At 49.7% G+C, this 13,509-nt stretch carries 11 protein-coding genes; 2 read left to right on the forward strand and 9 right to left on the reverse strand.

Going from position 1 to position 13,509, the window contains the following annotated elements:
* Nucleotides 1-22 precede the first annotated feature (22 nt).
* The 3 genes from QGG23_02690 to QGG23_02700 all read right to left on the reverse strand — a co-directional run bounded on the left by QGG23_02690 (nucleotide 23) and on the right by QGG23_02700 (nucleotide 1,900).
* On the reverse strand, nucleotides 23-211 hold the full coding sequence (locus QGG23_02690; GenBank protein MDP6048340.1) for a hypothetical protein: 189 nt from the start codon (nucleotides 209-211) through the stop codon (nucleotides 23-25).
* Between the two features lie 372 nt (nucleotides 212-583).
* Nucleotides 584-1,468: an NAD(P)-dependent oxidoreductase gene (locus QGG23_02695; protein ID MDP6048341.1), complete on the reverse strand. Its 885-nt coding sequence runs from the start codon at nucleotides 1,466-1,468 to the stop codon at nucleotides 584-586.
* A 48-nt stretch (nucleotides 1,469-1,516) separates the two neighbouring features.
* On the reverse strand, nucleotides 1,517-1,900 hold the full coding sequence (locus QGG23_02700) for a hypothetical protein (GenBank protein ID MDP6048342.1): 384 nt from the start codon (nucleotides 1,898-1,900) through the stop codon (nucleotides 1,517-1,519).
* Nucleotides 1,901-2,066: 166 nt separating this feature from the next.
* Between QGG23_02700 and QGG23_02705 the strand changes: the two genes are divergently transcribed.
* On the forward strand, nucleotides 2,067-2,243 hold the full coding sequence (locus QGG23_02705) for a hypothetical protein (protein MDP6048343.1): 177 nt from the start codon (nucleotides 2,067-2,069) through the stop codon (nucleotides 2,241-2,243).
* 71 nt (nucleotides 2,244-2,314) lie between these two features.
* Here the strand turns inward: QGG23_02705 and QGG23_02710 are convergent, their stop codons facing one another.
* From QGG23_02710 to QGG23_02720, 3 genes are all read right to left on the reverse strand, one after another.
* A complete protein-coding gene (locus tag QGG23_02710; protein MDP6048344.1) occupies nucleotides 2,315-4,174 on the reverse strand; it encodes an amidohydrolase family protein in 1,860 nt (619 codons plus the stop codon).
* A 187-nt stretch (nucleotides 4,175-4,361) separates the two neighbouring features.
* A complete protein-coding gene (locus QGG23_02715) occupies nucleotides 4,362-5,591 on the reverse strand; it encodes an MFS transporter (protein ID MDP6048345.1) in 1,230 nt (409 codons plus the stop codon).
* A gap of 199 nt (nucleotides 5,592-5,790) precedes the next feature.
* Nucleotides 5,791-6,546: a hypothetical protein gene (locus QGG23_02720; protein ID MDP6048346.1), complete on the reverse strand. Its 756-nt coding sequence runs from the start codon at nucleotides 6,544-6,546 to the stop codon at nucleotides 5,791-5,793.
* Nucleotides 6,547-6,922: 376 nt separating this feature from the next.
* Between QGG23_02720 and QGG23_02725 the strand changes: the two genes are divergently transcribed.
* Complete coding sequence (locus QGG23_02725; GenBank protein ID MDP6048347.1) at nucleotides 6,923-7,633, forward strand: hypothetical protein; 711 nt, start codon at nucleotides 6,923-6,925, stop codon at nucleotides 7,631-7,633.
* 482 nt (nucleotides 7,634-8,115) lie between these two features.
* On the opposite strand, the gene leuS is transcribed toward QGG23_02725, so the two are convergent.
* From leuS to rpl12p, 3 genes are all read right to left on the reverse strand, one after another.
* Nucleotides 8,116-11,031, reverse strand: a complete 2,916-nt coding sequence (leuS, locus tag QGG23_02730; GenBank protein MDP6048348.1) for a leucine--tRNA ligase — start codon at nucleotides 11,029-11,031, stop codon at nucleotides 8,116-8,118.
* Between the two features lie 252 nt (nucleotides 11,032-11,283).
* Nucleotides 11,284-13,050 carry an alanine--tRNA ligase gene (locus QGG23_02735; protein ID MDP6048349.1) on the reverse strand — a complete coding sequence of 589 codons (1,767 nt, stop codon included), beginning with the start codon at nucleotides 13,048-13,050 and terminating at the stop codon, nucleotides 11,284-11,286.
* Between the two features lie 139 nt (nucleotides 13,051-13,189).
* Nucleotides 13,190-13,492 carry a 50S ribosomal protein P1 gene (rpl12p, locus tag QGG23_02740; protein MDP6048350.1) on the reverse strand — a complete coding sequence of 101 codons (303 nt, stop codon included), beginning with the start codon at nucleotides 13,490-13,492 and terminating at the stop codon, nucleotides 13,190-13,192.
* Between the last annotated feature and the right edge of the window lie 17 nt (nucleotides 13,493-13,509).

The raw sequence follows: 13,509 nt of genomic DNA on the forward strand, positions 1-13,509 counted from the left end.
ATTACGTGACGTAGAACCAGGGCTATCTACCCTTGGGCTTGTATTTCTTCTCCTTGTATTTGCTCACGATCCGCACGTGTGTCCCCTTTCGGGTTATCGCGGAGTCTATTCCATCGGCCATCTCCTGACACCCTCTGTTCCACTCGCAGACGTCGCAATCGTCCTCTGCGCCGATCATACCTATGCAGACCGGGCGCCTACTCTTACTCATCTTCGCTTCAACCCAGTTAAACGGTTCTAAAAAACCTTGCGAAACATATTTCTTTTTATGTCTCTGGGAACCAGACTGAATTTTCGCGTGCGCCTTTGTTCATCTGTTGATGAACTGCTTGTCCCCAAAGACCACCGGCGTTATCCTCCAGGATGCAGGAATCCGGGTGTTTGCCGTCTAGGGGACACGTATTAACTTTTTAGCCAAATATCTGAGACAAACATCACTATATCTGATATGCTAAACCCTAGCTTATTCAAATTCATGGTGTAATGTTATGGGTGTGATTAGAGGAAACTATATAGTGCTCGAAAAACTCCCGGATGAAGATCTTTGGTGGAGTTATCCCTATTCCCCCTGATACAAAGAGGGTTAGACGAGGGTCTCCCCGGCGAGCTTCTCGACCGCCTTTATAATTGCCTGGGTGCCCTTCTCGGTGAGGCCATCCGCCTCTAGGCTTTTATACATTTGCTGGACTACAGAGGACTCCACTAGGGGCATTTTGACCTCAGCTGCAGCCTCCATGATGAGCCTCAGGTCTTTTAAATAGTCCTTTATCTTAAACCCCGGGTCCATGTCCCCCTTCAGCAGCCTGGCCCCATTGTTGGTGAGCTGCCAGCTCCCTGCGGCTCCCCCAGAGACTGCGGCGTGACACTTTTCAAGGTCAACACCAGACTTTTTTGCAAACATGAGGGCTTCAGCGACACCAAGCATAGTCGTTCCCACCAGGATCTGATTGACGAGCTTAACCGTTTGACCCATCCCGTTTCCACCAACGTGGGTTATGGTCTTCCCCATAGCTTTTAACACTGGGAGGCACCCTTTGAACGTCTCATCGTCGCCCCCCACCATGATGCTGAGGGTCCCGTCCCGAGCACCGATAGCGCCCCCGCTTACCGGGGCGTCTAGCATCTTTACCCCCTTTTTCCCAAGATGATCGTTTATACTCTTCGTTACCGCCGGGGAAATTGTGCTCATATCTATCACTACGTCCCCTGGACTCGTTCCATGAATCACGCCTTTGGAGCCTAGGATCACCATCTCAACATCGCTGGAGTCGGTAACGATGCTCACGATAATATCCGAGGCTGCTGCGACCTCTTTTGGGGAGGATGACGCTTTCGCCCCGGCCTTTACTAGGGGGGCCATCTTTGAGGTCGTCCTGTTCCAGACAGTGACGGGGAAACCGGCCTTCACCAAGTTCATGGACATCCCTCTGCCCATGAGACCCAATCCTATAAATCCAATCCTTTTCAAAGATTACACCGAAGGTTAATCCCTGTCACCGTCGTTAAACCTTTTTCTCTAGCGCCCAATGGTACTCTTAAGGAGTAGGAGGTAGTGACTCCCGGCGAGCCCCATTAGGATGAGGGTGATGCCGATGACAACCATCGAGTTCGCCTTTCTCGAGTCGTTGGAAACCTTGGTGCTCTTATAGGCAATGATGAGCCCCCCTACCATGAAAAGAGTGAGAAGCATGCTCACGATGCTCTCGTTGATGGTCTGATCCGACTGGAAAGGATGCACCGCCACCCATCTGTTGCCCGAGGGGTAGAGGGATGGCGGGTTATCTAGGAGATCATAGATTCCACCGCCTGCGATAAAGGCCGTAAACAGGATCATGATGATTGACACGACTGCTGGGGAGACACTGGGTAATCCCCGTTTTCCCTTGCCGAATCCTTCCAAGAACCTAGCAAGCCGTTCACCAACTGATGGGATCGTTCTCTGCCTCCTTTCAAGAAGGTTAACATGTAACCCCCTAAATATATGGGTTTTTTAAATATCTTGATCCTAGACTCTCTGTTAAGAACCCTTTAAAGGAGGTCCCTCGCTTGATATCCGGGACGTCTTTATGCCACAGAAAGTGACCTGCTCTGAGTGTAACTATCTTCTCTATGAGGGAGACCTACTAAAGTCCCCTCAGGACATCATCAAGAAATATGACGGGCGCTGCCCTAAGTGCAATAGGAAACTAGTCTTTGCAAGTGGGGGAGTAACTATTAGCCCCCATATCGATAATAGCGAATAATGTATTTTTTTATTATTACATAAGTACTATTCGCGCGCACTTTCCAAATTGGAGAAAAGTGGGAGCAAGCCCTACTCCCGATACAATATCTTCCCGGGCCTGGCTCCCGTATGGGATGATCCCTTCACGACATGTATCCCGTTAACGATAACGTGCTCGATCCCTTCCGGGTATTGCCGAGGGTTCAACTGATCTCCTTTATCGGTTACCGTCTCGGGATTGAAAAGTACTATATCGGCATGGGCTCCCTCAGCTAGGATTCCCCTGCCCCGTAGCTTGAATTTCGTTGCAGGGAAGCTCGTAACCTTTTTGATGGCCTCCTCGAGGCTGAGGGTGCCCGACTCCCTGTATGCCTGCCTGAGGTATCGGGGGTAGCCCCCATAGCTGTTTTCACTGGGCAGTCCCCAAGGTGGGTGCCTGCTGATCTTCTTGTCATTGACCCCAAATGTATCTATGCCTATCATGGCTTGGGGGTGCTGATAGAACATGAGCTTCACCCATTCGTTTCCTCCCTTTCTAATGGCCTTCGTCTCTGGGTCTGCTGAAACGACTGTGAATAGGGCGTCAAGCTCGTCGATTCTGAGTTCCACTGCTATTTGCGCTAGGGTCTTTTCAAGAAATCTCTCGTGTTGGCACTCCACAATTATGCGCTGTTTCGCCCAACCCTCATTGACGTTAGGGTTGAGCCCGTAATGCATTCCAGCCCAGATGGCTTCTTTGATCTCATCTCGGAACTCCTCAATCCTCAGGGCCTCCCCTAACTGCCAGGGGCTACCCGTTATTCGTAACCATGGCGTGAGATAACTTACAAGCCAAGGGGTACCACCTATCCCTCCCGTGCTATGATTTGGTATTTCATCGAAGCTGACGTCAATCCCCTCCTTCTGAGCGTCATCGATCATCTTGAGGGTAGCTTTCACGGCCGCCTCAGTCATAATCTCGCTCCCCATGGGTCTGACAATAAAGACCGCGCCGAGGTGAGAGACTTGGACAGATATCCCTGTTTTCCTGCCTATATCGATTGCCTCTAAAAGTCCCTCGGTCTTGACGGGGGGAAACTGTCCAGGCTTCCGTGACTTTCTGTGGCCCGTGCTGAGACAGTGGCTTGCATAAATGCCACCATATTTACCGGCGACCTTGGCACAGGCAAGAAACTCGTCGAAGCCAGCGTAGATACCAGGGTCATAGTCCCGGCCGACGCTGATCCCGATACAGCCGTCCTCCATGGCTCGTTCTACGTGAACTGTCATCTCGTGGATTTCCTCTGTTGTCGCCTCCCGTTTAAAGTCCGTGCCCATAACGAGGCTCCTGACGTCTCCCTGACCCACCAGCGGGGCGAAGTTGGGGCTTAATCCCTTTGTCTCAACTCTCTGAAAGAACTCCCCCATGGTATTCCAGTCGATCTCCCAGCCGAAGAGCTCTTTATGCCTCGGGTTGAGGAGATCTCGGGGGATCAGCCACTCCCTGTTGAAAAGCGTGGGGGAGAGGTCGACGTAGAGATCGCTGAGGACCCAGGGGAGCCCAATATACTCCCCAAAGGGACCGGGGCTGTTACCGCACTGACCCCCCACAAATGTGGTTATCCCCTGGCGGACGAAGCTCTCAGCCTCGGGGTAATAGAGGATACTCAGGTCTCCATGATTGTGTACATCGATGAATCCTGGACTTGCTACAAGGCCTTCTCCGTCGATGATCGTCTCTGCGTCCGCTTTAATGTCCCCCTCCACCTTCCCTAGGGCCGCTACTTGACCCTCTTTGACCGCTAGGGCGCCCCTGAAGGCGGGGGCTCCCGTACCATTCACTATCGAGGCGTTTTTGATGAGGATATCATATTCTTCCGGCATATCTACCGTGAATAGATTAGGATATAGGCGCTTAACCTTGGTGGATGAACACCGGGGCATTATTAGACGAATTTCGCCTTCACCCATCGGGATCCCTCAAGAAGATTGTAGTTCTGTTATTCCTTTCTATTATTACACGAGCAATATCGCTCTTCTCCCAGAGCTCTAGGAGTCTATCTTGGGGTAAAGAGTGTAGGCCCCGCGGTAGTAGCTCATGACTGCTATTTTTTGCATAGATTCTCTCAATCTGACCCTCTCAGAGGTGACATTTAGGTTAAGGGATTTCCTTCTCTGAAACAGGCGTATCCCTGGTTGCTTCTGGTCTTACCCTCTCTTGAACTAAAGCATAGATAAGGACGACATCGATCAGTGCAATACTAAAGTTGAGGAAAATGGGGAGGTCAAATCCAAATGCATCGAAAAGTAGACCTCCAATGAAAGGAGCAGGGAACGCGATGAGTCCCTTGAATGTTGAGAACCCCCCTATGGCCTGGGCTCTCCTTTCTGGGTCCACGTTTGCTGCGATCCACGCCCATTCTGCGGGCTCCCAAAATGCGGCTGATATACCCAATATAATGTGGGCAGTGACGACGACGGGGAAGCTTTTCGAGACAATAAGTGTGGCGAGGGCTCCAGATGCGATAAGCTGGGAAATTACCAAGAACTTTACATAGCCGATCCTATCCACAAGCCTTCCAAGCGGAATCTGAGCGACTGCGGTCGTCCCGATGTTAGCTGCGGTTATAAGCCCTAACATAGCTGGGGTGTATCCATAGCCCTGGGAGAGCATACCGTTTAAGAGTCTGTAGCCAAGGTTGAAGGCGATGAGGTCTGCTGACATAGCGATATAGAATCCCCAGAGGTATCGTGGAGGTCTAAATGTCTCCATGAATGATCCTGTGAGTTCCCTCAAGTTGACTGAACCCGTTATGTCCGCAAAGATGGTCTCTGGTAGTCTCAATACGACCACTAGAAACGAGAGGAGTGCCAAGACTGCCGCCACAGTGAAGACGGGTTGAAAACCGTATGAGGTGGCTATATGACCCGCTGCGATAGTTGCTACGAGGCTTAGACCCAACGTGATGGTTCGCACGAGGCTGTAGGTATATCCTAGTTTTTTTCCTTCCGAGGACTCGGCGATAACGGTGTTCCAGACTGGATGGACAGCCAGGGATAGGCCAGTGAAAATGACACCGAGGAATAAGAATCTCCAGGACTCTGCGTATATATAGAGGACCGCTGCTGCTAAGATGAGGACCTCTTGGGCGATGATAAATCTCCTTCTTCCGTAGGTATCCGAGGCCTTTCCGAGGAACGGCATCATCATGATCTTCGTGAGATCAAGTAAGCTCTCTAAGCCTCCGAGTCTAGCCATGGAGACCCCTAGGCTGAGGACGAAGGGCTGCCAGATGACCTTCCAGGCCTTGAAGACAGCGCCCCTGAGCGCCGAGATAGCTGAGACTATGAACACCAGCCTCCTCTTCCCTGTCTTTTCCGATGTCATCCCGGCACTCCAGTATGGTATCTTTTCTTAGGACTTCAAACACTTCATCAAATCACGAGTTAGATAAAGTCAATGAGTAAGGACAGGGGGTCGACAAATTTTTCTCCAAGACCCTCTTTTTTCCCGTCATTTTTCTTAGACACCTTCTCTTTGAATGAACCTGGATGACTCTGGTTACATATAACCCTAAAAGAAATCATCAGTCGAAACTGGATCTGGTGAGGAGAACCATCCCTCCCAGCTGTTCCACACGCTGACCAGCGGCGGTGTTTACACCGACAACATAAGCCTTGATCCCTCTATTCTTTGAGGTCACCATGAGCCTCTGGACTCTTCTTCTGTGAGCGGCTAGGAACCTGTCCGTAATGATCAGATGTTCCGGTTTGGGTCTCCCCTTTATCTTCTGTCCGAAAATCCTTTCCTCCACCTCTTGCAAGGAGTACAGGATATGGTTCATATCATCCTGCGTGAGCCGTCTCTCCAGAAGACCCTTAACTCGGTCTGCTTCCTCCGCTGCTGATGTCATAATGGCCCTCTGAACCTTCCCTGTCCTGATTAACGCGGAGACCTCCTCCTGTGTGGTGGCTGATCCCACAATACTCGTGACCGATATGGACCTGGCGCCCTTCGTTAACCATGGCTGGTGTTTCACAACATGGTCGAGAAACTCCTTCATGTGGCTTGTTCTCGCTGGGGACACCATAACGACGCTCCCAACACCCTCTTTCAGGACTGGCCTCAGGGCATTCACGACGGTCTCATGGAAATTATATCTCTCTCTTTTGCCTCCTCGCGGAGCCTTGACTGTAGAGTAAGGCTTGATGACCTGACTATAGACCCGCCACAGGAAGGCGCGATCCCGGTCGAAGCCGATGAGGATCGCGACTGGATACCCTCTCTTGTACCCTCGTCTACGCCTCACCATCCCCGTGCCCCTCTCTCCCCCGTGATACATTCGTCGGGGTTTAACAATTATCCATGATACTCAAGTTTAAGATAACCTGATCAAAATTATTTTGCCAACATTTAGACCTCCGAGTTCCCGTTACCGTCAAGAAGCACCTCATCTTTTCAGGAACATACGGTCATACAATCTGGTCTGAAGGGTCTATATTATAGCTATTTAGTCCACATGAACAAACTCACCTAGCGATTTAGAAGGTCTCCGGTGTGAGAGAGGTCTTGTTTAATGTGGCAACCCATCTGCTGAAGCGCGCGTGAGTATAAGATTTATCCTAGTGATCCACCGAAACTTTGCTTGGACATTTTACACATATTAAATATGTGTGGTCAACTATTCTCGGGGGGGAAGGGTTCGAGAATTGTATAGATTGCCTTTACTCACTGCGATCGTGGCAGCCTTCTTCACATATAAGCTGGCCCGCCAGTATGTTAAGCGGAAAAAGTTCCACCAACTTCTATGGACTTTCTCGATGCTCTTCTACACTATCACTGCGTTTATAGAGTTTCTAATGAACCCCGAAATTCTCGGTTCAAACGTGATCGCCTTCAAAGTTTACTACATCCTCGCGTCCCCTCTTGTGGGACTCCTAGGCGCGGGCGTGCTCTACCTACTCGCAAGTAAGCGTAAGGCTGACATTTTCCTCACTATTATCGGAATCCTCTGTCTTGGCCTCCTCGTAACGGGGATAATCACTCCCCTTGACGACGACGTAATAGTTGAGGCCTTCAAGATGCCTCTGGGGAAGGCATTCCACACCGCAGTCGATGCTTACCCCATGACGGTAAGGCTCTGGGCGATAATAATCAACATTATCGGTGGATTTACACTGATTCTCGGGGCTCTTTGGAGCTTCATAAAGGACAGGCGCAGAATATACAATCTGTCGCTATTCCTCGGGGGAGTCATGCCCATGATCGGGGGATCCGCCCTCGCGTTCTTTGGTGAGCCCAGTCTCTTCTTCATTTTCGAGCTTGGGGGCGTTGTCTCTCTCTTTCTAGGATTTCACTATAGTAACGAGTTCATTAAGACAAGAGAATCAACAATCGCCGAGATATTAGAAAAGCGAGGAAAAGAATAGTCTGGAATCAGAGTAGGGCTAACTTCCTGAGACTAAAGCCACAGATAAGCACCTATCTCCTGAAAAACAAGGATTTTTACGTGGTTCTAGGGAGCATCGCCGCGCACGCGGTTTCCTGGTAATATTCCTATTCGGCATACACATTATTTTCATGGGCCTCCTAATTTAGGCCTGCGACATGAAGGCTCCGAGAGGCTCTACAGAAGGCTCCTTAAGCGTAAGTGGTTCGAGGAGTTGAAACGGACCTATCTAGCCGGTAAGGCGCTGCACAGGGCGATGAAGGTCAGTGCCCTCGATCTCATGTAAATCTTCAAAAAGATTTCTTCTGTCTTCTTTTTATAGAGCCTCCTAGCAGCAGGGCTGATATTCTAAACCGCTTTCCTTGTGATATATGCCTCATCAGGCTTCCTATTCATATGGACTAGCCTAGGAACTGGAGACCCTATTTTTCAAATAAAGGGGGGAAACGAGAGGGAAAAAGGTCACATGACGTAGATCGCAGGTCTGTAAGGCTTTGCCCTTTTTGCCCTATCTGCAGGGTCTTCAATCCACGGGTCACTCTCATTAGCGACGGTGACCTCGCACCCGAACTCTTGCTTGAAGAAGCTTGTGGCGTCCTCGATAAGGTTGGCCTCGTTTACTTGGCCCATCGTAAGTCTCCTCTCTACAATGGCATCGGGGGTCTTTATGACGTCCTTCACAACCATCCTGGCGAAGCCGGGGACCTCTTTGGCCCTTGTCTTTATCTCATCGTCCTTGAAGGCGTCCCGTATTAGGGTACCGATGTCCAACTTTCCTTCCTTGGAGAGTACTAATGCCCTCAAGTAGATTTTCCACTTCCATGATGTGGCAGTGTAAAAACTGATCTTACTTGGGTTGATACCCGTCACCTTCACGATCTTCTGAATGTCCTCGAGGCTGTTCTTGACGCTCTGTTCCCGCTCCTCAGCTTCAGGGTTCACCTCTTCCAGCTCAGGAGTGGGCCAAGGTGCAAATGCGACGAATCCCTCACAACCCATGGACTCCCAGATTTCTTCGCAGAGGTGGGGTGTGAATGGGGTTAATATCCTCACCTGGGCATCTACAACCCTTTTGAGTACATAGTTGACGGCGTTCTTTCTCTCTGCCTGCCCTCGCATTGAGTTAACACGCTTGCTGTACCAGCCCAGGTCCCCGTTGAGGTCGTAGAGGGCAGCGTGGATGGTCCTCCTTACCTTGAGCTCTGTCATGGCTTCATTTGCGTCGGAGATATAAAACTGGAGGCGACTCAGCATCCATTTGTCGATGTCAGTCAGTGTGGGCTCTCCTTCCACTTCTTCTCCTACGATCTCAATGGCGTCTGCGTAAAATCGCTCCAAGTTGCCCTGCATCGACTTCGCCAGCTCGGGGCTGAAGTCGGCGTCCTTGAGGGGTTCCGCGGTGATCATTAGGGCAAGGCGTAAAGGGTCCGTATTGAACTTGTCTATGGCATTGATTAAGGGGATAATATTGTTCATGGATTTGCTCATCTTTTGCCCTTCCATGAGGACGCTCCCGTTGACGAATATGCCCTGAGGCCAGTTCTCCCTGGGGAAGATGGCGTCGTGGTTGAAGAACATAAATGTGAGGTGGTTAGGTACCAGGTCTCTTCCGGAGTGCCTGGCGTCGAGGGGATAAAAGTATTGGAACTGACCCCTAATGGCTACAAGGTCTTCTGTTGAGATGCTTGTGGTCTCTGAGACAGCCTCAACGTTGCCTTTTCCTAGGAAGACATAGTCCCAGAACTGCTCAGTTAGAGCCTCGGCCTCTGGATTCACCCTGTTGATGTCCTTGATGACCGTGTAATATGCCATGTAGATGGTGGAGTCGCTAAGACTCTCTATGATCCAGTCTTTTTCCCAGGGGAGTTTAGTACCCATCCCCACGTTCCGGGCACAGGCCTTTCTATCCAGCCAGTCGATGACATGGATATACTCCCTCCTGAGCTCCTTAGGGATTATCTTCATTCCTGCAAGGTTTTCGTGGGCTAACTCCTTCCAAGACTGGTTACCGTAGTCGATGAACCACTGGTCCTCAAAGATCTTGACGAGGACGTCGCTCCCGCAACGGCACTGCACGGACTCGATGAGCTCGTACATCGTTGTAGCTCTTCCGTCTGCGATAAGGTCCTTCTTGACGGCGTCCTTCGCTTTCTCCACGGTGAGGTTAGCGTACTGTCCAGTGTTTCTCCGGAGCCTGCCGTTGTGGAACTCCTGACTATAGACCTCCTTGGTCGCTTTCTCGAGCTTGGAGTCGTTCTGGTTTGTGATCCCCTTCTTTTTTACGACATCCACAGCGGGACTCTCCCCCCATCCGGGAAGCTCTATGAGGCTGATTGGCTTCAGCTTAGCCAACTCGGTTTTCTTCAACCCAAAGCGGTCGAAAATCTCTTTTGGTCCCTTCTTGAGTTGCTCCAATGCGACGTAGTCAAATGGAGCATGAGATGGAACCGACATCACTACGCCTGTAGCGTTCTTAGGCTCCACGAAGCTCGCGGGTAGAATCGGGAGCTCTGCCCCCGTCATTGGGTTGGTGAGGGTACCCCCGATGAGCTTGGCTCCCAAGAACTTGTTTATGACCTTGACATCGCGTCCTAGGAACTGGAACTTATTGGCGGCTTCGCTGCTTACTATCCAGTCCTCATCTTCCACTTTTATCTGGAGATAAACTATGTTGGGGTTTAGCCATATATTAGTGACCCCAAAGATGGTCTCAGGCCTCAGAGTGGCTGCTGGGTAAATCACGTCGCCTCGTCTAAACTTTAGTATAGTGTACTCCTCTATCTCAGGTTCTTTGTCACCTATGGTGTCGTGCTGGCCCACTGGATTGCCACAGTTAGGGCACCAGCCCACGGGGTGGCTTCCCTGATTGATAAAGTTCTTCTGGCGGAGCTTGGTGAATTGCCACTCTATGAACTTGCTATAGTAAGGATCGATGGTGGTAAACTCCCTGCGCCAGTCGATGCTGAAGCTCATAAGCTGCATACCTGTCTTGATTTCCTGGGCGAAGTAGCTCGCCATCCCGATTGGGGTCTCCAAGTTAGGGAGGCACTCCTTCTTTATGTTGTACAGGTTTAGGAAGGTGGTAAGAAGCTCGGGGTCTCTCTCCTTGAGTCTGTCTACCATTGCGATGACGGGGGTCCCGGTGAAGTGCCACGCCATAGGGAAAAGGACGTTGTAGCCCTGCATTCTCCTGAATCGAGCGTGGACGTCCGTGAGAGTATAGGTTCTGCCGTGGCCGATATGCTGGGGCGAGTTGGGATAAGGATAGGCCACTGTCAAATAGTACTTTGGTTTATCCGGATCCGGGTCTATCTCAAAGACCCTTTCGTCAGCCCATTTATTTCTCCATTTCTCCTCGATATGCTTCCAGTCAACCATGAATCCAACTATCCTTGGTGGTAATTCGGGTTAAACCTCAATGGAGAGTGGAATAAAGGTTATGAATAAAAACAGTTGCGGACAGACAGCTTACTGAGCATTGTCAATGGCCTCGAGTAAGGTCCGACACTCTACCCGAGAAGGCGCTCTCTTGTCCAACTTTTTAGCCATTTTTTAGCTTCTATTCTTTTTTACTATGTAGTGGTCTGACCTTGTTATTTTTTTTGAATAAATGGAAACGCAGAGGCTAGATCATTCTAGAACTGCCCTTATTCTCCGCACGCCTGCGGAAATCCCTTCCTCTTTTATTATTTTAAATCGTCCCAACTCCCCGATATTTTCCACATGTGGGCCACTACACAGTTCCATCGAAAAGTTGCCAATAGAGTATACGGTGACCTTTTTCCCGTATTTCTGCTTGAATACCGCCTGACTCCCCATTTTTATCGCATTTTCTAGCGTGGTCTCAGTTCTCTTGACTGGGAGAGCATCGTTGATCTTCCTGTTGACTATTTCTTCTACGTCCTTGCTCTCTTGGTCAGTGAGCTTTCTGTCAAAGTTGAAATCAAATCTCATTCTCTTCTGGGTTATGTTTGAACCCTTTTGGGTGACTTCTTTCCCCAGGACGCGTCTCAACGCCTCGTTGAGTAAGTGCGTTGCGGTATGTAGTTTCACTGATGCCTCGGACGTGTCTGCTAAGCCACTGCCAAACCTTTTATCAGCGCTAGCTTTAGAAACTTTCTGATGTTTCTCAAACTCTTCATTGAAGCCGTTCACGTCGACTAAAATGTCGTTCTCTTTCCCCAGTTCCCGTGTTATCTCTATAGGGAATCCAAAGCTCTGGTAAAGAAGGAAGGCGTCTTTGCCGTCGATTCTTTCCTTTTTTCGAGCCATCCTGTTGAATCTGTTTAGACCTCTGGCTAGCGTATTTCTGAACTTCTTGTATTCTTTTTTAAGCTCTATCACGATGAAGTCTTCGTTCGCTTTCAGGTGTTGGTAATCTTCAGCATACATCTCTATTACTATGTGAGACAGACCGCTTAGGTACTCTTCTTCAATACCCAAAAGTTTTCCGTGTCTTATGGCTCCCCTTATGACTCTTCTCAGAACGTATCCTTGCTCTACGTTTAAGGGAATTATTCCCTCTGCCAGAATGAAAGTGGCCGTACGAGCATGATCACCTATTATTCTAACGCTTCTAATCTGATTTTCAGAGATTGCTTCTAACCCCGATCGTTCTATTATTTCATCAACCAGGGGAGCGAATATCTCAGTCTCGTAAACGTTATCCTTCCCCTGTAGGACCGCGACCGTTCTTTCGACTCCCATCCCGGTGTCGACGCTCTTATGTTTAAGGAGTTTGTACTCCCCATCCTGGGTTTTGTTGTACTCCATGAACACGTTGTTCCAGATCTCGATGTATTTTCCGCAGGAGCAGCCAGGCTTACATTTGTTTCCGCAGGGTTCCATTCCCTGATCATAGAAGATCTCTGTGTCTGGTCCACACGGCCCTGTGCTACCTATGGGCCCCCACCAATTATCCCCTCTAGGCAGATGAAATATTCTATCCTTTGGGATTCCGAGTCCTTTCCATATTCTCACGCTCTCCGTATCCATGGGTGTTATCTCATCCCCGGCGAAGACCGTGACGCTAAGCTTCCTTACATCGATATTTAGCCACTCTTTACTTGTGAGGAACTCGTGGCTCCACGTTATCGCCTCTTTCTTGAAGTAGTCTCCAAGAGACCAATTCCCTAGCATCTCAAAGAAGCTGAGGTGGAAACTGTCCCCTACCTCGCCAATATCACTGGTTCTAAGGCATTTCTGCACATTTACCAGTTTTCTCCCGCTTGGATGCTTTTGACCTAGTAAAAATGGCACAAGCGGATGCATTCCTGCCGATATGAACAACGCAGTGGGATCGTTCTCCGGTGTGAGGGACGCATTCGCAATAACCTTATGCCCGTTTTTCTGAAAAAAATCCATGTATAATTTTTTCAGCCTGTAAGAACTAGTCATTAACTCACCTTAATCGGGATCATATAACAGTCAAAGATAGCCAAAGGCAATAAACGAGATATAGACTGCCAAGCAGCATTTAGCTATGCCTACTTCAATTAGATTAAATTCTATATTTAGAAGAAACTTTGGGGAGTGATTAGGCTCCAAAGAGGGCGCTGAGTCCTTGGAGGTCCTCTTCTTCCTCTTTCTTTTCCTCTTCCTTAGGCTGTTCATCCACTACCACCTCTGCAGGGGCGACAGCGGCTGGGACAGCGGCGGCGGAGAGAACGGGGGCCTTGAGGGCCTCATCTATGTCGACCTCTGCTAGGGCAGCAACTAGTGCTTTCACTCTGACGGCATCAGGTGAGATACCCGCGGCATTTAGAACATTGCCTATGGATATCTCCTCGACATCCTTTCCGGCGCTATGAAGAAGCATCGCAGCGTACATGTATTCCAAATTTTTCACCTTTACCT

The sequence above is a fragment of the Candidatus Bathyarchaeota archaeon genome (assembly GCA_030739585.1).
In the GTDB taxonomy this organism is placed as follows: Archaea; Thermoproteota; Bathyarchaeia; order TCS64; family TCS64.